Origin of the sequence: Tessaracoccus sp. MC1865, from assembly GCF_017815535.1 — a bacterium.
Lineage (GTDB): Bacteria > Actinomycetota > Actinomycetes > Propionibacteriales > Propionibacteriaceae > Arachnia.
The window spans coordinates 890,391-916,228 of sequence record NZ_CP072596.1 but is presented as its reverse complement, the minus strand read 5'-3'; the positions used below and the strand labels follow the sequence as shown (position 1 = coordinate 916,228).

General features: G+C 67.3%; 20 protein-coding genes, 1 pseudogene and 1 other annotated feature. Of the genes and pseudogenes, 5 read left to right on the top strand and 16 right to left on the bottom strand.

Translation table 11 applies throughout. From position 1 onward, the window contains the following. The first annotated feature begins 13 nt into the window (after positions 1-13). The gene (locus J7D54_RS04100; protein WP_182764581.1) at positions 14-946 is read left to right on the top strand and encodes a carbamate kinase; all 933 of its coding nucleotides are present in this window, start codon (positions 14-16) and stop codon (positions 944-946) included. Positions 947-952: 6 nt separating this feature from the next. Here the strand turns inward: J7D54_RS04100 and J7D54_RS04095 are convergent, their stop codons facing one another. The 5 genes from J7D54_RS04095 to groES all read right to left on the bottom strand — a co-directional run bounded on the left by J7D54_RS04095 (position 953) and on the right by groES (position 7,017). After that, positions 953-1,624, bottom strand: a complete 672-nt coding sequence (locus J7D54_RS04095) for a GntR family transcriptional regulator (protein ID WP_182764582.1) — start codon at positions 1,622-1,624, stop codon at positions 953-955. A 7-nt stretch (positions 1,625-1,631) separates the two neighbouring features. After that, positions 1,632-4,595 (bottom strand): DUF3427 domain-containing protein, encoded by a 2,964-nt coding sequence (locus J7D54_RS04090; protein WP_182764583.1) that lies wholly within the window; start codon positions 4,593-4,595, stop codon positions 1,632-1,634. After that, on the bottom strand, positions 4,586-4,972 hold the full coding sequence (locus tag J7D54_RS04085) for a (deoxy)nucleoside triphosphate pyrophosphohydrolase (RefSeq protein ID WP_209455203.1): 387 nt from the start codon (positions 4,970-4,972) through the stop codon (positions 4,586-4,588). The genes J7D54_RS04090 and J7D54_RS04085 overlap by 10 nt, the downstream gene beginning before the upstream one ends. 146 nt (positions 4,973-5,118) lie before the next feature. Next, positions 5,119-6,705: a chaperonin GroEL gene (gene groL / locus J7D54_RS04080; protein ID WP_076059621.1), complete on the bottom strand. Its 1,587-nt coding sequence runs from the start codon at positions 6,703-6,705 to the stop codon at positions 5,119-5,121. Between the two features lie 15 nt (positions 6,706-6,720). Beyond that, positions 6,721-7,017: a co-chaperone GroES gene (gene groES / locus J7D54_RS04075; RefSeq protein ID WP_076059623.1), complete on the bottom strand. Its 297-nt coding sequence runs from the start codon at positions 7,015-7,017 to the stop codon at positions 6,721-6,723. Between the two features lie 856 nt (positions 7,018-7,873). Here groES and J7D54_RS04070 point away from each other — a divergent pair. After that, the gene (locus J7D54_RS04070) at positions 7,874-8,551 is read left to right on the top strand and encodes an IS30 family transposase (RefSeq protein WP_245244200.1); all 678 of its coding nucleotides are present in this window, start codon (positions 7,874-7,876) and stop codon (positions 8,549-8,551) included. 51 nt (positions 8,552-8,602) lie between these two features. Here J7D54_RS04070 and J7D54_RS04065 read toward each other — a convergent pair whose 3' ends face one another. The 3 genes and pseudogenes from J7D54_RS04065 to J7D54_RS04055 all read right to left on the bottom strand — a co-directional run bounded on the left by J7D54_RS04065 (position 8,603) and on the right by J7D54_RS04055 (position 11,635). Continuing rightward, positions 8,603-10,150, bottom strand: a complete 1,548-nt coding sequence (locus J7D54_RS04065; protein WP_182761887.1) for a cell wall metabolism sensor histidine kinase WalK — start codon at positions 10,148-10,150, stop codon at positions 8,603-8,605. Positions 10,151-10,453: 303 nt separating this feature from the next. After that, positions 10,454-10,732, bottom strand: a pseudogene (locus J7D54_RS04060) (ABC transporter ATP-binding protein); the annotation flags it as partial. A 234-nt stretch (positions 10,733-10,966) separates the two neighbouring features. After that, positions 10,967-11,635, bottom strand: coding sequence for a response regulator transcription factor (locus tag J7D54_RS04055; protein WP_182761889.1), 669 nt, complete (start codon positions 11,633-11,635; stop codon positions 10,967-10,969). Positions 11,636-11,686: 51 nt separating this feature from the next. On the opposite strand from J7D54_RS04055, the gene J7D54_RS04050 reads away from it, so the two are divergent. After that, on the top strand, positions 11,687-12,208 hold the full coding sequence (locus J7D54_RS04050) for a DUF427 domain-containing protein (RefSeq protein ID WP_182761890.1): 522 nt from the start codon (positions 11,687-11,689) through the stop codon (positions 12,206-12,208). A gap of 83 nt (positions 12,209-12,291) precedes the next feature. On the opposite strand, the gene J7D54_RS04045 is transcribed toward J7D54_RS04050, so the two are convergent. From J7D54_RS04045 to J7D54_RS04010, 8 genes are all read right to left on the bottom strand, one after another. Beyond that, positions 12,292-12,597, bottom strand: a complete 306-nt coding sequence (locus J7D54_RS04045) for a monooxygenase (protein WP_182761892.1) — start codon at positions 12,595-12,597, stop codon at positions 12,292-12,294. A 618-nt stretch (positions 12,598-13,215) separates the two neighbouring features. Continuing rightward, complete coding sequence (locus J7D54_RS04040; RefSeq protein WP_182761894.1) at positions 13,216-14,514, bottom strand: right-handed parallel beta-helix repeat-containing protein; 1,299 nt, start codon at positions 14,512-14,514, stop codon at positions 13,216-13,218. Between the two features lie 39 nt (positions 14,515-14,553). Beyond that, on the bottom strand, positions 14,554-15,564 hold the full coding sequence (locus tag J7D54_RS04035) for a LacI family DNA-binding transcriptional regulator (RefSeq protein ID WP_182761896.1): 1,011 nt from the start codon (positions 15,562-15,564) through the stop codon (positions 14,554-14,556). Next, positions 15,561-18,545: a glycoside hydrolase family 2 TIM barrel-domain containing protein gene (locus J7D54_RS04030; protein WP_182761898.1), complete on the bottom strand. Its 2,985-nt coding sequence runs from the start codon at positions 18,543-18,545 to the stop codon at positions 15,561-15,563. The genes J7D54_RS04035 and J7D54_RS04030 overlap by 4 nt, the downstream gene beginning before the upstream one ends. Before the next feature lie 18 nt (positions 18,546-18,563). Continuing rightward, positions 18,564-19,451, bottom strand: a complete 888-nt coding sequence (locus J7D54_RS04025; protein ID WP_077339720.1) for a carbohydrate ABC transporter permease — start codon at positions 19,449-19,451, stop codon at positions 18,564-18,566. Continuing rightward, positions 19,451-20,359: a carbohydrate ABC transporter permease gene (locus J7D54_RS04020; protein WP_077339718.1), complete on the bottom strand. Its 909-nt coding sequence runs from the start codon at positions 20,357-20,359 to the stop codon at positions 19,451-19,453. The genes J7D54_RS04025 and J7D54_RS04020 overlap by 1 nt, the downstream gene beginning before the upstream one ends. A gap of 8 nt (positions 20,360-20,367) precedes the next feature. Beyond that, positions 20,368-21,642 (bottom strand): ABC transporter substrate-binding protein, encoded by a 1,275-nt coding sequence (locus tag J7D54_RS04015; protein WP_182761900.1) that lies wholly within the window; start codon positions 21,640-21,642, stop codon positions 20,368-20,370. Positions 21,643-21,926: 284 nt separating this feature from the next. Beyond that, positions 21,927-23,191, bottom strand: a protein-coding gene (locus J7D54_RS04010; RefSeq protein ID WP_370585828.1) for an IS3 family transposase whose coding sequence is annotated in 2 segments (ribosomal slippage) — positions 21,927-22,900 and positions 22,900-23,191 — 1,266 coding nt in all. Because the reading frame shifts where the segments join, the coding sequence is not laid out codon by codon here. Then, positions 22,779-22,907: a sequence feature (AL1L pseudoknot), on the bottom strand. It overlaps the preceding gene by 129 nt. 584 nt (positions 23,192-23,775) lie before the next feature. On the opposite strand from J7D54_RS04010, the gene J7D54_RS04005 reads away from it, so the two are divergent. Beyond that, a complete protein-coding gene (locus tag J7D54_RS04005) occupies positions 23,776-24,453 on the top strand; it encodes an IS30 family transposase (protein WP_245244200.1) in 678 nt (225 codons plus the stop codon). 179 nt (positions 24,454-24,632) lie between these two features. Continuing rightward, positions 24,633-25,832 carry an MFS transporter gene (locus tag J7D54_RS04000; protein WP_182761902.1) on the top strand — a complete coding sequence of 400 codons (1,200 nt, stop codon included), beginning with the start codon at positions 24,633-24,635 and terminating at the stop codon, positions 25,830-25,832. The last annotated feature ends 6 nt before the right edge of the window (positions 25,833-25,838 follow it).

Sequence of the window (25,838 nt, the reverse complement as noted above, 5' to 3'; positions counted from 1 at the left end):
GTATACCATATACATGAGGATCTTGGTAGCCCTGGGGGGCAACGCAATGACCGGCCCCGGAGAATCGGTCCGGGCCGATCACCAGATCGCTGCCGTCGAGGCGGCGGCGGAACAGATCGCAGCTCTGGCCCACGACGGCCACCAGGTGCTGATCTCCCACGGAAACGGCCCGCAGGTGGGCAACATCCTGGCCAAGAACGACCTGGCCGCCTACGTGCTGACTCCGGTCCCCCTGGACTGGTGTGTCGCCAATACGCAGGGCTCGATCGGCTTCATCCTGCTCAACGCCCTGGACCGTGCACTGGCGCACCGTCAGATCGACATGTTGCCCGCCGTCGTCGTCACCCGTGCGCTCGTCGCTGCGGATGACCCGGCGTTCGACAAGCCCACCAAGCCCGTCGGGCGTTACGTGGACGAAGCGACGGCAGAGCGCCTGAGCCACTTCGGCCAGATGCTCAGCGAGATCGAGCCCGGACGCTGGCGCCGGCTCGTGCCCAGCCCCGAACCGATCGAGATCCTCGACGCCCCGGCGATCGACGCGCTGCTGAAGGCCGGCCTGCTCGTCGTGGCCGGCGGCGGTGGCGGAATCCCCGTCACACGCGACGCCGAAGGCGTGCTGCACGGCGTTGAGGCCGTCATCGACAAGGACCTGGCCAGCGTGCTGCTGGCCCGCCGGCTGGGCGCCGATGCCCTCGTGCTGGCCACCAACGTGGACAACGCATGGGTCAACTGGGGCAAGGACAACGCGGCCCCGCTCGGTGAGGTGAGCCTGGAGGAGATCCGCCGCCACGAGGCCGAGGGGCAGTTCGGCGCCGGTTCCATGGGCCCGAAGGTCGCGGCGATCCGCCGCTTCGTCGAACAGGGTGGGCCCATGGGCGTCATCACCGCGCTGGACAAGATCGGCGCTGCCCTCGAGGGCAAGGCCGGAACCGTCCTCCGCTCCTGACCCGCGTCAGGCTTCTGTGTCGCCGAAGAGGAGCGTGTGGGCGAGCCGCAGTGAGGTCCCCACATGCACTTCGGCGAGCGCCCGCGCCTTGGCCCTGTCCCCCGACACGATGGCCTGGGCGATCTCGAAGTGCTCGCCGCAGATGGCGGCCGGGTCGTCATTCTGCTTGAACAACCAGTTCAACCGGTTGCGCAGCGGTTCCAGCATCGACGCCATGAGCGAGTTGTGCGTCATCTGGACCAGCACCTCGTGGAACTCCGCGTTGTACCGGCGCACCAGGTCGCGGTTTCCAGATTTCAGGGCGGACTGTTCCTTCTCGACGACGCGCAGCAGCCGGGCGCGTTCCGCTTCGCTGCCGTGCTTGAGTGCGAGCTCGACCTCCTGCACCTCGAGGGCCTCGCGCAGCTCGAAGATCTCCCGCAGGTCCTCCGGGACCAGTTCGGTGACCACCGCGCCGCGGCGGGGCTGCAGGGTGATGAAGCCCTCCGTCGACAGCCCGGCCAGCGCCTCGCGCACCGGGATGCGCGAAATGCCCAGCTCCTCGGAGAGGTCGCGCTCCTTGATCCGGTACCCGGGCTGGTAGGCGCCGGTGGTGATGCGGTCGCGGATGACGTCGCGCGCACGCTCGGCCAGGGAGCGTTGCGTCTGGCCGAGATTGTCGTCGCGCGTGGTGGTCATCGCTCGATTATGGCACTACCTTGTCCGTTTGCGCGGTTCCAGGATGAGCGAATAGCGGCAGGTCAAGCGCTGCCTCCCGCCAACCCAGATCTGCCACTGTCGCCTGGGCGGGGGCCGGGCCGGCCGTGAGGTAGTCGTAGAGTCCGCGTTCCACCGGCTCGTCGAGACGCAGGTGCATCGTGACGACGGACAACCGGTCGTCCGTGGGCATCGTCTCCTGCCGCGCGTTGTGCGGGCTCACGGTGCCGAGATACACGAAGTCGCGACCCTCGGCGTCGTCACGCTTGACGAACAGGTGCAGGTCCACGCTGTGCTCGACGATGCGACGCACCTCCCGGCTGCCGAGATGCAGCCTGCTGCGGGTGAACCACCGCATCGTGGATTCGTCGAGGAACTCGTCGCCGTAGGCCACTGAGGACTCCACCTCGGCGCCCTTGTGGTAGGTCACGAAGATGGGGCAGGTGCGGGAGAACTCGTCCACCTTGTAGCCGTAGAGCGTGGCCGTCTCGTCGCCGCGGAAGTTGAGCAGCCGGCAGGCGTCCTTGCGCGAGTAGCGCCCGCCAGGGCGCAGCGTCTGCGCCCAGCCGTGCCGGTGACGGGCGAGGAAGAGGCCGGTGTCGATGACGTCGGTGGCCTGCGCCCGGAAATCGGTGTTGGCCCATTCGTCGCGGAATTCGGGGCTCAGTTCCAGTCCGCCGTCGCTCTCGACCGCGAGCGGATGGTAGCTGGGCTTCGTCTTCGCCGGGAAGAACCCGAGAGTCAACAGGCTGACGGCGCTCCGCACCACCTCGGGCGTGCTGGTGCAGTCTCGTGCGCGCAAGCGCTCGACGATGTCGGCCCCGGTGAGCCGGCCCTCCTCCAGCAGCGCCCGGAGCACCACGAGTTCGTGCGGCCGCTTCCCATTGAGCAGCTCCACCGTGAGCAGATTGAGCAGTCTGGTCTGGCGGGGCGTGGGGCCTTGCACGTTGGCGAACTTGGCCGACAGCTGCCAGTAGTTCTTCTCCTTGGTGCCCAGCACCACCGGATCCGCAGTGTCGAACCGCGCGAAGTCCAGGAGCTTCGGCTCTCCCCCGACCCTGTTGCGCATCTCTGTGTAGGCCTTCTTCAGCGCCACCATCGAATCAAGCTTGACCTGGGCGATGGCCTTGAAGACATGGTCGCGGGCGATGGCGTCGAAGTTGACGCTGGACAGCCCGGCGATCGAGCCGGCCTCCTCGGCCTCGATGAGATTCTGCCGCACCGAATCCTTCGACAGGCTGGAGTCGCCGAACAACGCCACCGGTACCAGGTAGTTGTTGGCGTAATTGCCGATGAGATCGATTACGACGAGGTAGTCCTTGCCGGCGGCCTTGCGCAGGCCACGACCAAGTTGCTGGGTGAACACGATGGCCGACTGGGTCTGGCGCAGCATCACCACCTGATTGATGGCAGGGATGTCGACGCCCTCGTTGAAGATGTCGACGGTGAGGAGGTAGTCGAGTTCGCCCCGTTCCAACCGTGCGACCGCGTCCTCTCTGGCCCGCACCGAGTCCGTGCCGGACAGGGACATCGTGCGCAGTCTGCGGCCTCGCAGGGTGCGCCCGTTGAGGACCTGGGACAGCTGTCTGGCCTCCTCGTTGCGGGAGCAGAAGATGAGGCCGCGTACCGGGATCCCCGCCTGCCCGTAGCGCTCCACCGCGGCGAGCACATGGTCGACGCGTTCACGGTCCACCAGGCGGGCGAGGCTCGTCGTGTCGTCGATGACCTCACCGTCGCCGGTGACATAGTCGGTGACCCCGTAGTAGTGGAAGGGGGCCAGCATGTCGGCCTCCAGCGCCTTCTGCAGCCGGATCTCGTAGGCCACGTTGTAGTGGAACAGCTCGAAGATGTTGAACCCGTCGGTGCGCTCCGGGGTGGCGGTCATGCCCAGGAGGAAGGCCGGGCTGAGATGCTCGATGATGCGGCGGTAACTCTCGGCTCCGGCCCGGTGCACCTCGTCGATGAGGACGTAGTCGAAGGCGTCCGGTGCGATGTCGCCCAGGGCGTTGGACAGCGACTGGACGGTGGCGAACACGTAGCGGCGATCCACCTCGCGGCGGCCACCCGCCAACTTGCCGAAGTCTCTGGCGGGGGCCCCGAGGACCCGGCGGAACTCAGCGATGGCCTTGTCCAGGATCTGTTCCCGGTGCACCACGAACAGCATGCGTTGCGGTTGAGCCGTTCGCACGTCGAGGGCCGCGAGGATGGTCTTGCCGGTGCCGGTGGCGGACACGACGAGGCCGCGCTTCTCCCCCCGGGCCCGCACCAGGTCGATCTCGGCCAACGCCTCCACCTGCATGGAGTTGGCGACGACCATGCCGGCCGCGCCGGCCCCCGCCTCCGGGCTCTGGTGCGGGGCGCTCGGAGCGGCCGGCGGTCGCCAGGACTTGCGGTAGGCCTCCACCCAGGCGCGGGTGAGGGGCACCGCCCGGGCACGCTGCCTGTCGACGGCGGCTTCGAGCTGGTGCACGATGTCACCGTCCGCCAACGCTGAGAAGCGCAGGTTCCACTCGTGGTTGCGCAGCAGGGCTGACTCGGTGAGGTTCGAGCTGCCCACGATGGCCGTCGAGCTGTGCTCCTGACGGAACACATAGCCCTTCGCGTGGAATCCCTCCGAGGCGCCGTCCAGCAGCAACACTTCGATGCGCGGCAGGTTGAGCAGTTCGTCGAAGGCGGCCGGCGAGTTGAAGCCCAGGTACGTCGAGGTGACGATGGTGCCCGCGCCCGGGAAGTCGAGCAGCGCCTGTCTCAGCGCGGCGATCGCGCCCGGCGTGACGAAAGCGACGGAGAACACGAAGCTCTCGGCGCGGCGCAGCTCGTGGCGGATCGTCCGCAGCATGGTGTCTCGGCCTTCGTTCACGATCAGCCGGGGCTGGTGGAGGCGGGGTGATGTCTGCGTGCGGTCGACGAAACCGAACGTCAGGTCGCGGCCAAAGCCCGCTGTCAGCTCCATTGCCCGCGGGCCGCGAAGATCAGTTCGACGGCCGGGACGTCAGCCGGTGCCCACTCCAGCTCCGTCAGCTCATGGGCGTCCACCCAGCGCAGCTCGGAGTGCTCAGTCGGCGCAGGTTCACCGTCGACGATCCGGCACCAGTAGGTGCTCAGGTCCACGAGCCCGAACGTGTAGTGGTATTCGGTGCGGGTGAGGAAGTCGCCCACCTCGACGGTGCAGCCCAGCTCCTCGTCGATCTCGCGGCGCAGCGTCTCCTGCGGCGTCTCGCCGGGCTCGATCTTCCCACCGGGGAACTCCCAGAGCCCGGGCAGTGACATGGAGTCGCTCCGGCGGGCCGCCAGAATGCGTCCGTCCCGCACCGAAACCGCGCCAACCACAGTGATCCGCTTGCCCACTTCGCCGCCCTCCCAGGTCGGGGACCAGGCTATCGCCGGCGCCGGCAGCTGGCCAGCTCAACGCCCGCGCAATGCAGAAGGCCCCGCCCGGGCGAACCGGGCGGGGCCTTGCAGCGACTGATGTCAGATCAGGCGTCTTCGTCTTCGCGCTTGTCGACGACGAGGGTTTCCGTGGTGAGCAGCAGCGACGCGATGGACGCGGCGTTGGCCAGCGCGGAGCGCGTGACCTTGACCGGGTCGATCACGCCGTTGGCAACGAGATCCTGGTACTCGCCGATCTTGGCGTTGTAGCCGTGACCGACCTCCATCTCGGCAACCTTGGAGGTGATGACGTAGCCTGCTTCGCCACCGTTCTCAGCGATCCAGCGCAGCGGCTCGGCGAGCGACTTGGCCACGACGTTCACGCCGGCGAGCTCGTCGCCTTCGAGGCCGAGGCCGTCAGCGAGCACCGCGCCGGCGTGGATGAGGGCGGAGCCGCCACCGGCGACGATGCCCTCCTCGATGGCCGCACGGGTGGCCGAGACGGCGTCCTCGATGCGGTGCTTCTTCTCCTTGAGCTCCACCTCGGTGGCGGCGCCGACCTGGATCACGCACACGCCACCGGCGAGCTTGGCGACCCGCTCCTGCAGCTTCTCGCGGTCCCAGTCGGAATCCGTGCGCTCGATCTCGGCGCGCAGCTGGGCCACGCGGCCGTCGACCTCGGAGGATTCGCCAGCGCCATCGACGATGGTGGTGGCGTCCTTGGTGACGACGATGCGGCGGGCGCGGCCGAGCACCTCGAGGCCAACCTGGTCGAGCTTGAGGCCGACCTCGGGCGCGACGACCTGGCCACCGGTGAGGATGGCGATGTCTTCGAGCATGGCCTTGCGGCGGTCACCGAAGGCCGGGGCCTTGACGGCCACGGAGGTGAAGGTGCCGCGGATCTTGTTGACCACGAGGGTCGAGAGCGCTTCGCCGTCGACGTCCTCAGCCACGATGAACAGCGTGCCCTTGGCGGCGATGACCTTCTCCAGCAGCGGGAGCAGCTCGTTCATCGACGAGATCTTGCCGCTGTTGATCAGGATGTACGGATCATCCAGCACGGCTTCCATGCGGTCCGTGTCAGTGACCATGTACGGCGACAGGTAGCCCTTGTCGAACTGCATGCCCTCGGTGAACTCCAGCTCGGTGCCGAAGGTCTGCGACTCGTCGACGGTGATGACGCCGTCCTTGCCGACCTTGTCGAACGCCTCGGCGATGAGCTCGCCGATCTGCTCGTCACGCGAGGAGATGGTGGCGACCGACGCCATGTCGGCGGTGGTGTCGACCACGCGGGCGTTCTCACGCAGGCGCTCGACGACGGCCTCAACGGCCTTGTCGATGCCGCGCTTGAGGCCGACCGGGTTGATGCCGGCGGTCACGGCGCGCAGGCCGGCGTGGACCATGGCCTGGGCGAGCACGGTGGCGGTGGTGGTGCCGTCACCTGCGACGTCGTTGGTCTTGGTGGCGACCTCCTTGGCCAGCTGGGCGCCGAGATCCTCGTAAGGATCGTCGAGCTCGACCTCCTTGGCGACGGTGACGCCGTCGTTGGTGATGGTCGGGGCGCCCCACTTCTGGTCGAGGACGACGTAGCGGCCCTTGGGGCCGAGCGTCACCTTGACGGTGTCGGCGAGTGCGTCAACACCGCGCTCGAGAGCGCGGCGGGCTTCCTCGTTGAAAGCGAGAATCTTTGCCATGGGTGAAATCAGCCCTTACTTGGAGACGACGGCGAGGATGTCCCGCGCGTTGAGCAGGAGGTATTCGTTGCCGTCGTACTTGACCTCGGTGCCGCCGTACTTCGAGAAGATGACGACGTCGCCCTCAGCGACATCGAGGGGGATGCGGTTGCCCTTGTCGTCGATGCGGCCGGGGCCGGTGGCGATGACCTTGCCCTCCTGGGGCTTTTCCTTGGCGGTGTCGGGGATGAAGAGGCCCGACTGGGTCTGCTGGGTGGCCTCGAGGGGCTGGATCAGAATGCGGTCCTCGAGAGGCTTGATCGTGGTTGCCACGTCAAACACCTTCCTTTGTGTCTTCCGGCCGAAACCGGCTGAGATGTCTTCTTCTGTTGGACCCGGGCGTCGTCGCGGTGCCGCCTAGGCAGTTAGCACCCGAGGGTGTCGAGTGCCAGTCCCCAAACTATCGCGGCTTTAGCACTCAATCAAGCCGAGTGCCAAGACCGATGTGCCCGGCACACCCCCTCGCGGAACCTCGGCGCGGACTCCGCCTGAGCTTGGGGCCCCCGTGAGCAATTGGATGGGGTCATGGCCGCGACACGCCGCGAGTTCAGGGGGTGAGTGCAACAGAGCTGAAGGGGATGTGTTGTGTCGGTCGCGGAGAAGCGTGGGGTTGCCCTTGCCGGGTTGGCTGAGGGGCTCAGTGCGCGAGAAGTCGCACGGGGGTTGGGTATCTCGCCTGGGATGGTGTGGAGGTGGGCCAAACTCGAGGGTGTGAAGTTGCAGCATGGGCGGCTCGGGGGTGTGCCCGAGCTGCGGCCGCGGGCGGCGCGGGAGCCGCGTCGGGTGCCCGAGGGGGACTGGGTCGATTGCAATGGCAGGCTGACTCAGGCGGGTCGGATGGTGATCGCGATCCGGCTGAGCGAGGGACGTGGTGACACGTGGATCGCTGCCGAGTTGGGGGTGGCCCGTTCGACGGTGTGGCGGGAGCGTCAACGCGGATCCGTTGAGGGTAAGTACCGGTGGCGTCCCGCGCAGACACGTGCCGACCAGGCCCGGAAACGGCCGAAGCCTGGGAAACTGGCCCCTGGTAGCGCGGTGCGTGCTGAGGTGGTCGAGCGGTTGAAGCGGCGTGATTTCTCCCGAGCAGATCTCGGGCCGGTTGAAACTCGAATTCCCTGACCGGGAGGACATGTGGGTGAGTCACGAGACGATCTACCAGGCGCTCTACATCCAGACCGCCGGGTCACTGCGTCACGAATTGACGGTTGACAAGGCGTTACGTCAGGGCCGCAGCAAACGTCGACCGAGATCGAAGCTGCCTGCTAAACCCCGGGGCTGGATCGGGGAGGACGCGGTCCTGGCGAAACGTCCCGAGGAGGCTGACGACAAGCGGGTGCCAGGCCACTGGGAAGGTGACCTGATCATCGGGTCGGATCTACGCTCCGCGCTGGTCACCCTCGATGAGCGTCACACGAAGTACACGATGATGCGGCGGGTCTGTGTCCATGACACCTTCACCGTCACCGACATCCTCACGATCATGGCCCGAGAGTTACCCGCTTCGCTGTGGCGCTCGTTGACCTGGGACCAGGGCGTAGAGATGGCCGCCCATCACCGATTCACCGACGAGACCTCCTGCAAGGTGTACTTCTGTGATCCCCACTCCCCGTGGCAGCGTCCCACCAACGAAAACAGCAACGGACTCAAGCGTCAGTACTTCCCCAAGGGCACCGACTTCACCCGTGTCACCGACGCAGAAGTCGCCGCGGCCGAGTACGAACTCAACACCCGCCCCCGGAAGGGCTTGGATTACGAGACCCCTGCTGAGAAACTGGCCAAACTAGTTGGTGTTGCACCCACCGATTGAATCCGCCCACTGTTACACCGGCGTGTCGTGGCGTTGACCCATCTCATTTGCTCAACTCATCCACCCCCACCCGACCAGGCTGCCGGAGGGTGGGGATACGGACGGGCGGGGTGCGCCCTGAGGCGCGTCGCTACTTCTTCTTGTTGCGACCCGGGGGCACCCAGGGTGCCGGTGTCGGCTCGGGCTCGGGCTCGGGCGCAGGCTCGGGCTCCGGCTCCGGCTCCGGCTCCGGCTAAGGCGTCCCTTGTGCGCCTCGACGATGCTTTCGACAATGGACAGGCCCAGACCTGCGCCGGCCTTCTCCGAGACCCCACGACCGCGGCCGAAGCGGGTGCGGATCTTCTCGATATCGGCTTCGTGGATCCCGATGCCGCGGTCCTCGACGCTGAGGTGGACCTCCCCGCGCACCAGCTCGGAGGCCAGGGTGATGGCGGATTCGGGTTCGGAGTACTTGACGGCGTTGGCCACCAACTGCAGCCAGGCCTGCGTGATCCGGTCGGGATCGAGCCAGGCGTCGGCGGACTCGATGCTGCGCAGCCGCCAACTGCGATCCCCCAGGCCGCGGGAACGCTCGAGCACCTGGTCCGTTAGCGTGGCCAGCGAGAACCACTCCGGCTTCACGAAATCGCTCTGCTGGGACTTTGCCAGCGTCAGGAGGTCACCCACCAGGCCACCCATCCGGTCGAGTTCGTCCAGTGCCAGTTCGCGGGTCTCTTGGATGTCGTAGGGATCGTCGATGTCCATCAGCTCCAAGTGGCCGCGCACGATGGTGAGGGGGGTGCGCAGCTCGTGGCCGACGTCGTCGAGCAGTCGGCGCTGGCCCTCGACGGAGGTCTCGAGCCGGTCCAGCATGTGGTTGATGCTGACCGAAAGCCTTGTCAGATCGTCGTTGCCGCGTTCCGGGACGCGCGTGGTGAGGTCGTTCTCACCGATGCTCTCGGCGGCCTCACGGAGTTCCTCGACGGGTCTGAGGAGCCTGCTGACGAGCAGCCAGGACACTGCGGCCACGGCCAGCGTCGCTCCGATGGCAACGAGGATGAACGCGAAAATGGTCTGGTGGAGTTCCTCGCGGGCGCCGTCGTAGTCATGCACCTGGACCAGGGCACCGCTGGCGGTGGGGAAGTGCACCGGGGTGACCATGTACCGGTACTCGTGCATGGAGGTGGTGATGGCCCCGCTGGAGACGACGTCGAGCGTGGTCAGCGGTGCGATGTGTGCCATCAGCTCCTCGTCGCTCTCGGGGACGAAGGTGGCGTTGTCCGCGGACTGCCAGTGGAGGCGGCCGTCGATGAAGCCGACCTCGCCCTCGTTTGCGTTGAGGACCGAACGGGTGAGGTAGACCTCCAGCAGGCGTGACGGACCGGCGAACGGCTGCCCGGTGTCCGGATCCACCCCCTCCGTGGCCAGGACCGCGAACTCACCCTGGTTGCCGTCGAGTTCCGTGACGACGCGCCGTTCGATGGCGTTGGACTCGAGGAAGTAGACGAGCGTTCCGGTCACCGCGAGCGCAAACATGACCAGCAGCACCAGCGCGAGTGAGATCCGTTGGCGGATCGTCGTCGCGCGGCGCGGCTTCGCCGTCGTCTCGCTGGTGGTCACGGCCCCATTGTTGCCCATCAGAGTCCCGTCATGGCCCGGGCGGGACCGACGTCGAGGATTTCAGCGGCGTGGGGGCAGCGCGCACGGGGACGGGCGCAGCCGCGGGGCAACCGGATGTACATGCGTCCGATTCAACCCGGCCCCGCTGAGCCCGTCGTGAGACCTGGATGAGAGCGCCCTAATCAGGCCAAAGGCCCCGTCGCTGGGCTCCCGTCCCGGGTGAAACGCATCAAGAAGTGGTTTTGGCCCCCACAACGGGCCCCGAACCACTTGTCCAGTTCTCCCGGACCGCCCGAGTCAGCTTCAGCGGGTGATGTCCCAGTTCAGCAACTTGGCGCGGTCCGCCTTCGACGTGGAGCCCTGCAGCGCCAGGAGTTCGGCGTAGATGCCGCCGGTGGTGGCCAGTTCGGCGGGGGAGCCGATCTCGTCGATGGCGCCGTCGCGGATGGTGACGATGCGGTCCACGCCGGCGATGGTGGACAGGCGGTGCGCGATGATCAGGGTGGTCCGCCCGGTCATCAGTTCCTCCAGGCCGGCCTGCACCTGCCGCTCGGCCTTGGTGTCCAGCGACGACGTCGCCTCGCGCACGGTTCCCCGGGCGGGCGCCGTCGTTAGAGGAACCGGGGGCTCGGTCTGCCAGGCGCACGGTTCCCCGGGCGGGCGCCGTCGTTGCAGGGACCGGGGGCTCCGTCTGCCAGGCGCACGGTTCCCCAAGCACGAGCGAGCCTCGAAGGGCGTCCCGTCAGGGCCCTTCGAGGCTCGTTCCCCGCTCAGTGGGCTGGTCGGTGGTGGCTGGTCTAGCCAGCCGCGCGACCCTCAGACCAGGCGGTAGCCCATCCCGCGGACCGTCTCGAAGCGTTCCTTGCCCAGCTTCGTGCGCAGGTACCGGACGTAGACGTCGACGACGTTGGAACCCGGGTCGAAGTCGTAGCCCCAGACGTTGCTCAGCAACTGCTCGCGGCTCAACACCTGTCCGGCGTTCTGCAGGAAGGTGGAGGCGAGCGTGAACTCACGGGCCGAGAGGTCCACGGACCGGCCGTCCACCTCGGCCTGGCGGGTGCGCAGGTCCAACTTCAGGCCGTTGTGCGAGAGCTCGGTGGCCGACGCGTCGGCGAGGGACTCCTTGCGGAGCCGGAGGCGGATGCGGGCCAGGAGTTCCTCGAAGCTGAACGGCTTGGGCATGTAGTCGTCAGCGCCACCCTCGAGGCCGGTGACGCGGTCCGTCACCGAGGCTCGGGCGGTGAGCATGATGACGGGAACGGTCACACCCTGGCCGCGGACCCGTTCCAGGACTTCGAAGCCGTCGATGTCCGGCAGGCCGACGTCGAGGATCACCAGGTCGAAGTTGCCGTGGATGGCCAGCGACGCGCCCTCCACTCCCGAGGCGGTGGTGTGGGTGGTGAAGCCGGCGGCCTTGAGGCCCTTGGCGACGAACGAGGCGATGCGTGCCTCGTCCTCGATGATCAGGATCGTGCTCGGGCGCAAGGACCGCTGAACCCGGGGCAGCCCGCTTCCGCGGGGCAGTACCGTTGGTCCATGGTGCACCGCCCGAAACCTGACCCCGTCGGCCTCGGCCAGGAGTCCGTGTGGGACTACCCCCGGCCGCCCGCCCTGCGCCGCTGCTCGCTGCCGATCGAGGTGATCCTCGGCGGAGAGATCGTGTTCCGCGGGAACGAGTCACTCCAGGTGCTGGAAACCAGCCATCCCCCGACGCACTACCTGCCGCGCTCCGGCTTCGTGCCGGGCGCCCTAACGCCGGCACCCGGGGGCTCGTTCTGCGAGTGGAAGGGCGCGGCCAAGTACCTCGACGTCCGCGGCGGAGAGACGACTGCGTCGGCGGCCGCCTGGTACTATCCGACACCCACCGCTGGATTCGCGGCGCTCGCCGACCACGTCGCGCTCTATCCCGGAGCGATGGACGCCTGCTTCGTCGACGGCGAGCGCGTCTTCGTCGACGGCGAGCGCGTCATTCCGCAGCCCGGCGGCTTCTATGGCGGCTGGATTACCTCGTCGGTGGCCGGACCCTTCAAGGGCACCCCCGGCTCGATGGGCTGGTGAGGCGCGGCCTCGTCGACCGGCGGATGTGGTGGCGACTACGCCATCAGATCCGCCACTCGAAGCCCCCGAGCGGTCATTGAAGGTCAGTCAACGGGCCCGCGGGTGATCTCGGTGAGATCCGGATTGACGTCGAAGAACCGCGCCCGGATGCCCGTGACGCCGAAGCTCTCCAAGCGCTTGGTGTGCATGTCGCAGTAGGCGCGGGCCGAGTCTTCGTCGTTGAAGAGGTAGATGCCTCCCGCGGCGCGGTCGGTGGCGTTCTCGGTCCAGATCTTCCACTGGAGCCCCGGTTCCTGGCTGATGCTCGTGGCGAGGTCCGCGTACGCGTCGGACATCTCCGCCCCGAACGGGCCGTCACTGGGGAAATCGATCTGCAGCAGCGTTGCCATGGAGGTTCCTTCCGTCGGACCAGACCTCCATTCTCCCACCGTAAGAACGTCCCGGTAGGGGATGCACGAGAACCTGTCGACGGCCCCGGCCCGCCGGAGTACCGTGGTTGCGAAGGGGTTGCCATGTTCACGCCGATCCTCGTCCTCATCGGTGCAGCCGGGCTGCTGGTCGCCTGACGACGACGCGCTGCGCGTGTACGGGCCGCGCGACTCCTGAGCGAATGTTCGCTCCCTGAGCTTGTCGCATTCGATCCCTGAGCTTGTCGAAGGGTAACGGCCGCAACCTCTCCCGCCGCCCCCGCCCCAGTGCGACGGCGTCAGGCCAGGCCACGCGGACCCGTCACCAGCCCTTCGATACACGGCCACTCGTACCTCGCGGCCGCTACTCAGGGAAACGGCAAGACCCACGCACCTCGTACCTCGCGGCCGCTACTCAGGAAAACGGCAAGACCCCGCTCCCTGAGCCTGTCGAAGGGTAACGGCCGCAACCTCTCCCGCCCCCGCCCCAGTGCGACGGCGTCAGGCCGAGCCACGCGGACCCGTCACGAGCCCTTCGAGCGCGGCCGCTACTCAGGGAAACGGCAAGGCCCCCGCTACTTAGGGGAACGGCTCGAGCGCTCAGGGCGACGGGGAGGGGGAGGCGGATTCGGTCTGACCGCGGGCCAGTGCGCACTCGTTGTGGGTCAGCGTCGGGGCGGCCGTGTCGGTGACGACTATGCCGAACTCGACGTCGGCGCAGACGTTCTCCGCGAAGGCGCCCGCGGCCTTGCCGCTCACGATGACGGCGGCCCGGTCCGGATTGGTGATGATGTTCTTCTCGGCGATGGGCGCGGCGTCGTCCTGCACCTGGAGGCCCACCTCGCCGCCGGTGATCGCGTTGCCGATCAGCGTGGGGGTGGACTGCTCCGCCACTGCCACGCCAACGGGGTTTGCGTCCATCCAGGAGTCCGCGACCGAGCCGTCGGACTCCCCCAGGAAACAAACGCCACATTCGCCGTTGTCCGCGAAGGTCGACGACTTGACGCTCACCCGGTGCGTCCCGCTGACGGCGAGCCCCGCCCAATCGTTGCCGCTCAGGGTCGAGTCGGTGATCTCCGCCGTCGTCTTTCTCTCGGCGCCCTCCTGCGTGCCCATCAGCATCACAGCAGCGCCTCCCCCGGTATCACCTGCCACGGCGCCCGACACCGTCACCGCCTCCAACACGAGAGAGGCCGCGCCTCCTGCGACGATCCCCGATCCGGCCACCGTGTCGTCGCGCTCGATCGTGAGCCCCTCGAGCGACACCGTCTCAGATGTCGCGATGAGCACCGCCGTGTCTTCCGCAGAGGATCGGAGCACCGTCTCATCCTGACCTGCTCCGGCGATCGTGATGCCGCCGAGAAGCACCAGCGGCTCGGCCAGGTCGAACGTGCCGGCCGCCAACTGAAGCGTCGCTCCCGACGGCGCCTCCGACACCTCAGTGGCCAGGTCCTCGCCCGGCGCCACCGGCACGTGCACCAGTTCGGTGGGGATCCTGCCGTCTAGCCCGGCGACGAGCCTGGCACGGACGGCCTCGGCGATGGTTCCCTCGGCCTCCACCGCGTCGACGCTTGCCTCCACCCAGCCCTGCATGGATTGCGGTGCGCAGTGGCCCTCCTCGACCGACTCCTGAACGGTGGCAAGTGACCCCTCCAGGTCGTCGCCGTCGGACCCCGGAGCCGGGCTCGGCGCTGGCTGCTCGTACGAGTCGACGACCGCCTGCAGCGCCGCGCCGACGCCGTCGGCGAGCTCGCGGCAGCGGTCCGTCGCCCACGGGGTTGGACCGGCGGCCGTGGTCTCAGTCGTCGCAGGGGCCGGGGTGGAGGGCGCCTCAGTAGGCGTGGAGCAGGCCGCCAGTACCGCACACATCAGCGCGGCGGCAACGCTCCCGGCTCTCATGCAGACAAGCTACACCGCGGTCCCCGGAACCCGGAGACGTCAGTCTGGATTCCTCGTCGAAGCGCGCACCACCAGCTCGGTCGGGAATACTCGGTGCCCGGGATCGCCGCCGGTGATCATCTCGTTCAGCATCTCCACCGTCTGGCGGCCGATGTACTCGATCGGCTGCGCAACCGTCGTCAACGTGGGCACCAGTTGCTCGCCCAGGGGGTGGCCGTCGAAGCCAACCACCTGAAGGTCACCGGGGATGAACAGGCCCCGCTCCTGTGCCACCTGGTACACGCCCGCCGCCATCCGGTCTGAGGCGCAGAAGACAGCGTCGAACCCCACACCAGAGTCCAGCAGGCTGCGCATCGCATCGCGACCGGACGGGAGGGTGTAGTCGCCGTGGGCCACCAGAGCCGGATCGTAGGCATCACCGAGAGCGTCGCGGTACCCCATCAATCGCTCGCTGCTGCCGGGCGCGTCCTTGGGTCCGGTGATGGTTGCTATCCGCTTCGCACCGCATTCGCGCAGGTAACGCACCGCGCTGGCCGCGCCCTCCCTGTCAGTGATGGTCACGGTGCGGATCTGCGGCCCCAGGTTGACGCCCGGGAGCGTGCCGCACACCACCATCGGCAGCTTCGCCGCCAAAACCACCGGCAGGATCGGGTCCGCATGGTGCGGCGTGAGGTGAACGACACCGTCGATCCGCTGCTTGTCGAGGAAGCGGACCGCCCGGCGCTGTTCGCGGGGGCTGCCGGCGAGCAGCACCAGGAGCGCCTCCTCACGGTCGCCGAGCCCCTCGTTGACTCCGCGGAACAAACCTCGGATCGTCGGATCGTCGAACAGCTCCTCGGTCGGCTGGGTCATCAGCACCGCGATGGCGTCGCTGCGCCCCGACGCCAGGGACCGCGCATGGGCGTTCAAGCGAAAGCCGGTCTCGGCGATCGCGCGCTCGATGGCCTGCCGAGCCGCGGGCGACACCTTCGGTGAGCCCGTCAGCACGCGGCTGACGGTGCTCTTCGAGACCCCCGCCAGCTTCGCGACGTCTTCGATCGTGCAGCTCACGGGGCCAATTCTAGGGTGAATCCGAAGCTCACCGCTCTCGGCCACAGCTGGTACTGCGGCAGCACATCGGGGCCGCAGGACCGGCTGCCGAGACCGTGCTGGAACGCGTCGAGGTAGAGATGCACCCCGCGGCTCTCGGGTAGCTCGTGCTGGTGCCGCGCCGCAGTCAGCTCGCTGGCGTCGTGGCGCAGTAGAGAGAACCCGGGCACGTCGGGGCCGAATGCCCGGAGGCGGATCGAGGTCGCCTCACCGCTGATGTCGAGTCGCCGGAGCGACTCGCGGTGGCCGGTTTCCTGCGGGACGGCGTACGGGAAGGCGAGCTCGTCGATCGCCGACGCGTGGCGCCCCACCATCGACGCCGACCGCGAATCGGGGTACGCCTCCCCCGGGCCACCGCCAAACCACTCCGCGCGCTCGAACTCGCCGGGGAGCAGCAGATGGAACCCCACCCGGGGCCAGGTGACGTCGGTCCTCGGTCTGATCGGAGAGACCAGCACCTGGCAGCCCGCCGCGTCACCGATCCGACGCCAGCGGTAGGTCACCTCGGCACCGTGACGACCCTGCGCGGGCAGGAGTCGTTCGACGACTACGAACTCGTCACCCTCCGCCCCGGCGCTCACCGTCTGGCGCATCAGTCGGTCGAGGCCCTGGGCGCGCCAGCGCGCCGCGGAGCTGGGTCCGGGCAGGCCGTAGCCCCGGGTCGCGGTGTAGTCGCCGATCTCGTAGGAGCCGAAGTCTCCCAGCGAGTCGTTCTCGGTGGGGGCGCGCCAGAGCTCGACGCCGGACTCCCCCACCTCGACGCCCCCGATCGACAGGACGCGGCCGGACGCCGAGAGCGTGACCGGCCCCACCTCCACGATCTGGCCAGCGCTGACGCTGCCCGTCGGTGCTGGGAGAAGCGGCGCGGCGTTCCGATCGAGCCGGGCCTGCGCCACGACGACTTCGTGACCCTCGCTGCACCAAGGCCGATCGGCGCTCTCGCGGACGGTGACCGTGAGCCAGGAGTCGCGCACGGTCTCCGCTTCGGCGGGAAGCTGCGGCAGCGGGATCGTCACCTCGCCTCCGGCGTCGATGGTGGGGACGTCGAGGTCCCCGTCGGAGCGGCGCTCGCCGTCAACCTCCCAGACCCACGTGAACCGGTAATCCGACGTGTCCGTATCGTGCCGCCTGTTGCGCAGGACGATGCCGTCGCGCATCGCGGTGACGGTCACGGGCGAGAAGACCTGCTTGACCTCGGCCAGGGCGGGCGACGGGCGCCCGTCGGAGTGGACGAGCCCGTCCATGACGAAGCTGCCGTCGTGGGCCACCTCGCCGAAGTCGCCGCCGTAGGCGAAGAACTCGGTCCCGTCGGGGGTGGTGGTGCGGATTCCGTGGTCGCGCCACTCCCAGATGAACCCGCCGTGCCAGTCCTCGAAGCGGTCGAACTCCGCGGCGTAGTCGGCCAGGGCGCCCGGGCCGTTGCCCATGGCATGGGCGTACTCGCACAGCACCTTCGGCTTGTCGCGGAACCGCGACGACTGCGCCGGGCGCGGCGACAGCGCGGACGAGATTCCGGCCGACATATCGCCGAGCTCGGGTATCGGGGCGTACATCCGCGAGACGAGGTCGGAGTAGGACGCCTCGTAGTCGCCCTCGTAGTGCACCGGGCGTGACGGATCGAGCGTCCGCGCCTCCTCCGCCATCGCGGCGAGGTTCGCACCGGTGCCGGATTCGTTGCCGAGGCTCCAGCAGATGACCGACGGGTGGTTCTTGTCGCGCTCGATGGTGCGGCGCATCCGGTCGACCAGCGAAGTCCGCCAGGCCGGGTCGTCGGACGGGTTGTTCTCCCAGCCGTGTAGCTCGAAGGCGTGGGTCTCGAGGTCGCACTCGTCCATCACCCAGAAGCCCAGCTCGTCGGTGAGCTCGAGCAGCCGTGGGTGCGGAGGGTAGTGGCTGGTGCGGATGGCGTTGATGTTGTGGCGCTTCATGAGCAGCAGGCCCTCGCGCGCCGCGTCCTCATCGAAGACGCGGCCTCGGTCGGGGTCGTACTCGTGCCGGTTGACGCCGGCGATGCGCACCTGGTGGCCGTTGACCAACCACCGGTGTCCGTCGATCCGGACCGTGCGGAACCCGATGCGCGACTCGATCGCCTCGGCGTCGTTGCTCAGGCGCACCTGGTAGAGCCGGGGTCGCTCTGGGCTCCACGGTGTCACGGCGTCGAGCGGGATGGGTGCGACATCGTCGGCCGCTCCCCAGCTCTGCTTGATGCCCAGTTCCGGGATCTCCACGGTGACGGGGAACGTGGCATCCCGGAGCTGGACGGTCAGCACTCCCCGTCCCGAGGTGTGGTCGAAGTCCGCCAGCAGGTGGTAGTCCTCGATGCCTGCGGCCGGACGGCCGACGAGCGTCACCTCGCGGAAGATGCCCGGGAGCCACCACTGGTCTTGATCCTCCACGTAGGTCTGGGCTGACCACTGCGCCACGCGGACGTGGACGACGTTCCGGCCCGGCCGCACGACGTCGGTGACGTCGAGCTCCGTCGCCAGCCGGGAGCCGCGCACCACCCCGACGTGGTGACCGTTGACTGCGACGATGCCGATCGATTCGACGCCGTCGAAGCGCAGCCAGATGCTGCCGAGCTCTGACCATTCGGAGGGGAGCTCGAAGTCCCTGCGGTAGTCGCCGATGCCGTTGTCGTCAGGCACCATCGGGGGCGCCATGGGGATGGGCAGCTGGATGTTGGTGTAGATGGGCCGCCCGTAGCGGCCGTCGCCACCGAGCACCCAGTGCCCGGGGACCTCCTGCGTGTCCCACCCGTCGTCGTCGAAGTCCGCGGCATCGCACCCATCAGGCGCCTCGGCGAGACCCGTGGCGTAATGGAAGCGCCAGGTGCCGGTGAGGTCGAGCCGCCACTGCTCCCGACGGCGCCAGGCGCGCGGCCTGACACCGTCGCCGGGTGCGACGTCGACGAGTGACTGGACTGTGAGGTCATGGAGAGACATTGCAGGAGTTCCTATCCGTCAGCCCTTGGTGGCACCGAGTGTGAGGCCGGCGATGAATTGCTTCTGGAGGACGAAGAAGACCACCAGCACGGGCAGAGCCGCGATGATCGAGCCCGCCGAGAGCAGGTTGTAGTCAGTGAAGAAGGATCCCTTGAGGTTGTTGAGCGAGCTCGTCACCGGGAACTTGTCGCCGCTCTGCATCAGCACCGTGGCCCAGAAGAACTCGTTGTAGATCCAGGCGGTCTGGAGGGTGCCGAGCGCTGCCATCGGCGGGCGCAGCAGCGGAAGGGTCAGGCCGTAGAACTGGCGCCAGGCCGTGGCCCCGTCCAGCGACGCCGACTCGTAGATCTCCTTCGGGAACGTCTTCATGTAGTTGCTGAGCACGAAGGTGGTGAAGCCGGTCTGGAAGGCCACGTTGATGAGGATGACGCCCAGGTGCGAGTCGAGGAGGCTCCCGGACTCCGACAGCCACAGCGGCACCTCGATCGTCCGGAACATCCGGTAGACGGGGATGAGCAGCGACTGTGGTGGCAGTAGGTTCGCCGAGACGAACACCGCGAGCATCGCGAGGTTGAACTTGAAGCTGTACCGGGCCAGGACGAACGCCGCGCAGGAGGAGAGCGCCAGCGTCAGGACGACCGCGGTGATCGTGATGATCGCCGAGTTCAGGAAGCTGTTGGTGAAGCCGCCCCGGTTCCAGGCGTTGATGTAGTTGTCGAACGTGAAGCCGCCGAACGAGAGGTAGCCGTTCTGCACCGTGTAGCTGTAGTCACGGAACGAGTTGAACAGTGCCCACAACAGCGGGAACAGCCACACGAGCGAGATGATGACGAGGCCAATCTGTAGCGCGATCCGGGCCGGTGGGGTCGAACGTTTGCGGGTGGAAGCCTCAGTGGTGGCGCTCATCAGTGGTCTCCCTTCATGACGACCCTGAGTTGGATGACGATGAAGACCGAGCTGATCAGCAGCATGATGGTGGCCAGCGCGGAGCCGAAGCCTATTCGGCTCGCCTCTCCGATGACGTTGGTGGTGACCAACGTGGAGATGAGCTCGAGGCCGTTCCTGCCGCGGTTGATGATCCACGCCAGGTCGAACGCCCGCAGGCCTTCGATGACGGTGATCGTCAGCACGATGATGTTGATCGGTCTCATGACGGGGAAGATGATGCGGAGATACGTCTGCCGCTGGTTGGCGCCGTCGATCTGGGCCGCTTCGCGCAGCGCCGGGTCGACGCCCTTGAGGCCCGATAGGTAGAGCAGCATGATGTAGCCGGTGTGCCGCCAGCCGTTGGCGACCATGGCCGCCCAGAGGTTGATCGACGGATCGCCGTACCAGTCGATGGTCGTGCCCAGCATGGCGTTGATCAGGCCCTGATCCCGGCTGTACATGAGCTGCCAGATGAAGCCGACCAGCGCAGCCGACAGCACCACGGGTAGGTAGAGGGCCGTCTGATAGAACTTGGTGCCGCGCAGTTCCTTGTCGAGCAGGATCGCCAGGAACATGCCGAGCGGGGTGAACACTGCGAACAGCACGATCAGCCACAACACGTTGTGCCACAGCGCCGGCCAGAAGGGCGGGTAGATGGTGGCCAGATCGACGTAGTTCTGGACTCCGACGAACTTGATGGTGTCGAGCGAACCGATCCCGTCCCAGGTGGTGAACGACAGCGCTACCGTGATCAGTGCCGGGCCCCAGATGAGGCCCAGCACGATCAGCAGTGGCACCGCGAGCATCAGGGTCAAGACGATCCGGTCAGAACGCGAGGTGCGGACGCCGCTGCGCCGCTTCGGTGGGGTGACCGTCGTGGTACTCATATGTCAGCTCACTCGCTCGCGAAGATCGACTTCTTCTGTTCCTCGACGTTGCTGAGGATCGAATCGATCTGGCTCGGGTCCTGGATGAAGGACTGCAACGCGGGGCCGACGACGGTGTTGGCGAAGTCGGGGCGGGAGTCACGGTCGAGGAACTGCGAGATGGCCTCCGCCTCCTCGATGACCTTGACGGCCTTCTTCTGCAGCGCGTTGTAGCTCGACTGGTCGGCCTTGGAGTTGGCCGCGATGACCGACGGATCGGCCTTGACGGTGTAGGCGACCGCCTCGGGCGTGGCGAGGTAGGCCAACAGCTCCTTGGCGAGCTCCGGGTTCTTCGGGTCCGCGGCCATCATGAAGCCATCGACGGGGGCCTCGACCACCTTCGCACCGATCGCGGGATCCGCCTCGGGGAAGATGAAGAAGTCGAGGTCATCCTCGAGGCCAGCGGCTGCGAACTGCTGCTGGACGAACATGCCCATGACGTAGACGCCGGTGCGGTTCTGGATGAGTCCCTGAGCGGCTTCCTGCCAGGTGCGGCCGAGCGAGTCGGCCTCGTGGTAAGGCATGAGGTCGCTCCACAGCTTGAAGACGTTCTTGACCTTGTCACCGTCCCAGGCCTCCTCGCCCGCCATGAGCGAGACGTGGTAGTCGTAGCCGTTGACGCGCAGGTTCAGCATGTCGAAGGTGCCCATCGCCTCCCAGCCGTCCTTGTCGGCGAAGCCGATGGGGGTGAGGCCGTCGGCCAGCATCCGCTCGTTGAGCGTGATCCACTCGTCGATCGTCGTGGGCTCGGTGTAGCCGCGCTCCTGGAAGAGGCTGGGGCGGTAGAACACGGCCCACGGGTAGTAGGTACTGGGGATGAAGACCTGCTTGCCGTCGCCGCTGGTGGAGGCCACCTTCATCGACTCGGGCATCCCGTCGATGTTGGCCCAGACGTCGCTGAGGTCGCCCACCAGGCCACGCTCCGCGAAGTAGCGGGCCCGGTAGCCGGCGAACCACGTGAAGACGTCGTCGGGGTTTCCCTGGAGGTAGTTGTTGATGCCCTCCTTGAAGGTCTCGTGCTGGATGGTGTTGATCTCGACGTCTCCGCCATCGAACGCCGCCATCATGTCGGCGAATGCCTTCTTGGGGATTTCGTCGGACTGGTAGGAGCCGACCTTGACGATCGACGAGGCCTCCCCCGACGAGGAGGATCCACCGCCGCATGCGGCGAGGGCGCTGGTGCCGAGGGTAAGTCCGCCTGCGACGAGGAGCTGCCTGCGGGAGAGCCTGAATGGTGACGACATTGTCCGTTCCTTTGCTGGAGACGAGTATGGGACCGCTCCTACGCTGACTCCCCAGAATCTTCGCCTGTCAGGGCATCGACAGACTCAACATTCGGGCTTCACTGCGTGGGAGCGGTCCCACAATAACCCACTGCAGTGCCCGGCGTCAAGCCTTTTGTGCTCGGCCCCAGGGATTTGAGCAAATGAGATGGGTCGACGAAACAAAACACCGCGAGTTCAGGGGGTGAGTGCAACAGATCTGAAGGGGATGTGTTGTGTCGGTCGCGGAGTGAATCGCCCCGGGTTTAGTGGAGGGCGAGTTCTCCCAGTCGCGGCAGCGGCTGGGGGTTCATCTCACGGTAGTACTGGTTTTCTTTCTCCGCTGGTGTCATGTAGTCGATCGATGAGTGGAGACGATCCTCGTTGAACCAGTGCACCCATGACAGCGTCGCCAACTCCAGCTCGTCAACGGTGCGGAACGGGCCGTCGATCTTCACGCACTCGGTCTTGTAGAGCCCCACGACGCTCTCAGCGAGGGCGTTGTCGTAGCTGTCCCCGACGGTCCCGATGGAGGCCACGGCCCCGGCGTCCGCGAGCCGTTCGGTGTAGCGCAGCGCGGTGTACTGCGCTCCGGCGTCCGAATGTTGAATGACGCCGGTGACGTCTTCCCCGGCGCGGTCGCGGACCCAGATCGCCATCTCGAGCGCGTCCAGGGGCAGGTCGGTGGGCATCTGGTTCATCGTGCGCCACCCGACGATCCGCCGGGAGAACACGTCCGTGACGAACGCGGTGAACGCCATCCCCGACCATGTCGGAACATAGGTGAAGTCGACGACCCAAAGCTCGTTCGGGCGGTCGGCGCGGAAGCAGCGTTGCACGTGGTCCGGTGGGCGATTCGCAGCGTCATCACGCTTGGTGGTGATGAACTGCTTGCCCCGACGGATGCCGCGGAGCCCCTGCTGCCGCATGAGACGCTCCACCGTGCACCTCGCGACGACAATGCCCTCGCGGCGCAGCAGCCGCCACACTTTCCTGACGCCACTGACCCCACGACCGAGCCTCCGGTCCCAGAACACCCGCTCGATCTGCACGACCAGTTCCGCGTCCGAGATGCTGCGGGCAGAGGCCGGCCGCTTCTTGAAGGCGTAGTAACCGGATGAGGCGATCGGCACGGCATGCTCGGTGAGCACCCGGCAGATCGGCTCGACCCCGAACCGGTCACGATGATCGTCGATGAATTGAACTACCACGGCAGTCGCGGGTCGAGCTCCCGCGCGAAGAACGAGGACGCCGCCAACAAAATCTCATTGGCACGCTTCAGCTCCCGCACTTCGGCCTCGAGCGCCTTGATGCGCTGCGCCTCGCTCGTCGTGGTTCCGGGACGTTCGCCCGCGTCGATCGCGGCCTGTTTGCACCAGCCTCGCAGCGTGTCGGGATTGACCCCGACGCGCTGCCCGACCCGGATCACCGCCGCGTTCAACGACAACTCCGGATCCTCTCTCCTGGCCTCGGCAACAAGCCGCATCGCACGCTCACGAAGCTCCGGCGGGTACTTCCTCGGTGCTGGCATGGTCATCATCCTCTCGGGATTTCAGACCCTCCACCAGACCCGGGGCGATTCAGAGAAGCGTGGGGTTGCCCTTGCCGGGTTGGCTGAGGGGCTCAGTGCGCGAGAAGTCGCACGGGGGTTGGGTATCTCGCCTGGGATGGTGTGGAGGTGGGCCAAACTCGAGGGTGTGAAGTTGCAGCATGGGCGGCTCGGGGGTGTGCCCGAGCTGCGGCCGCGGGCGGCGCGGGAGCCGCGTCGGGTGCCCGAGGGGGACTGGGTCGATTGCAATGGCAGGCTGACTCAGGCGGGTCGGATGGTGATCGCGATCCGGCTGAGCGAGGGACGTGGTGACACGTGGATCGCTGCCGAGTTGGGGGTGGCCCGTTCGACGGTGTGGCGGGAGCGTCAACGCGGATCCGTTGAGGGTAAGTACCGGTGGCGTCCCGCGCAGACACGTGCCGACCAGGCCCGGAAACGGCCGAAGCCTGGGAAACTGGCCCCTGGTAGCGCGGTGCGTGCTGAGGTGGTCGAGCGGTTGAAGCGGCGTGATTTCTCCCGAGCAGATCTCGGGCCGGTTGAAACTCGAATTCCCTGACCGGGAGGACATGTGGGTGAGTCACGAGACGATCTACCAGGCGCTCTACATCCAGACCGCCGGGTCACTGCGTCACGAATTGACGGTTGACAAGGCGTTACGTCAGGGCCGCAGCAAACGTCGACCGAGATCGAAGCTGCCTGCTAAACCCCGGGGCTGGATCGGGGAGGACGCGGTCCTGGCGAAACGTCCCGAGGAGGCTGACGACAAGCGGGTGCCAGGCCACTGGGAAGGTGACCTGATCATCGGGTCGGATCTACGCTCCGCGCTGGTCACCCTCGATGAGCGTCACACGAAGTACACGATGATGCGGCGGGTCTGTGTCCATGACACCTTCACCGTCACCGACATCCTCACGATCATGGCCCGAGAGTTACCCGCTTCGCTGTGGCGCTCGTTGACCTGGGACCAGGGCGTAGAGATGGCCGCCCATCACCGATTCACCGACGAGACCTCCTGCAAGGTGTACTTCTGTGATCCCCACTCCCCGTGGCAGCGTCCCACCAACGAAAACAGCAACGGACTCAAGCGTCAGTACTTCCCCAAGGGCACCGACTTCACCCGTGTCACCGACGCAGAAGTCGCCGCGGCCGAGTACGAACTCAACACCCGCCCCCGGAAGGGCTTGGATTACGAGACCCCTGCTGAGAAACTGGCCAAACTAGTTGGTGTTGCACCCACCGATTGAATCCGCCCGCCGACAGAAGGCCTCAAACAGACCGTGACCCTATCCAATTGCTCACGACAGGCCTCGAGGTGTGCGCCCACCTGGGCGTCCTCAAGGACGGGTCAGGCGGAGACGCTGACCGCCGTCGGGACGGACGCCCGAGCAACCGCGCACTCCGAGTGCTCGCTACCATCGGGCGCATGACAACCGTCCGGACGATTCCCCTCGTGGACCGCAAAGCACGCTTCGCGGTCAACGCCATGTTCTTCACCAACGGCGCGATCGTGGCCAACGTGCTGCCCCGCTACCCCGAGATCAAGGCGGCGCTGGGCCTGGGCAACACTGTCTACGGCTTCGCGGTGGCCGCCATGCCGGTGGGAGCCATCGTGGCCGGCCTGACGGCTGCTTGGTTCATCCGACGGTTCACCTCCGCCCGCGTGGCGACCTACGGCACCATGCTCGCGAGCCTCTTCGTGCTGGCGGCCGGGCTGTCGCCGTCGCTGGCGCTGTTCGCCGGGGCGCTGTTCGCCGTCGGCGCAGCTGACGCCATCATCGACGTGGCCCAGAACGCACACGGGCTGCGCGTGCAGCGGCGCTACGGCTCGTCGATCATCAACTCGTTCCACGCCTTCTGGTCCATGGGCGCCGTGGCGGGCGGGCTGATGGCCGCAGCCGCGATCGCGCTGCAGCTCCCGCTCGGGGTGCACCTGAGCATCTCAGCGGTGCTCTTCACCGTCGTGGCTGTCGTGGCGCAGCGCAACGCCCTGCCCGGTCACGACGGCGACGAGCGCGCCGTCGCCAACCCCCATGAGGTCGCCGACAAGGTCCGACGCGGCATCAGCCCGCGCATCATGGCGCTGCTGGCCGCCCTGTCGCTGATCTCGATCTCCGGCAGCGTCGTCGAAGACCTCGGCAACTCGTGGGCCACCCTGTACCTCCAGACGCTGGGCGCCCCGGCCGCTCTCGCCGCCTTCGGTTTCGTGTCGCTCGTGGGCGCCCAGTTCGTGGGCCGGATCCTGGGCGATCGCATGGTCGACCACTGGGGTGAGCGCGCCGTCGCCCGCTTCGGCGGCGTGCTGATCGCCGTGGGCATGGGCCTCGCCCTCGCCTGGCCGAGCGTGCCCGGCACGGTGCTGGGCTTCGCCGCGGCCGGCTTCGGCTGCGCCACCTTCGTGCCCGCCGCCATGCACGCCGGAGACAACCTGCCGGGACTGCGGGCCGGCACGGGGCTCACGATCGTCTCGTGGCTGCTTCGCGTGGGCTTCCTGGTGTCGCCGCCCATCGTGGGCGCGGTGGCGGACAACGTCTCGCTGCGGATGGGCCTCCTGATCGTCCCGGTGGCAGGCATCTTCGTGGTGTTCCTGTCAGCGGTGCTGCAGGGGCGCAAGCTCGCGCGCTGACCCCCG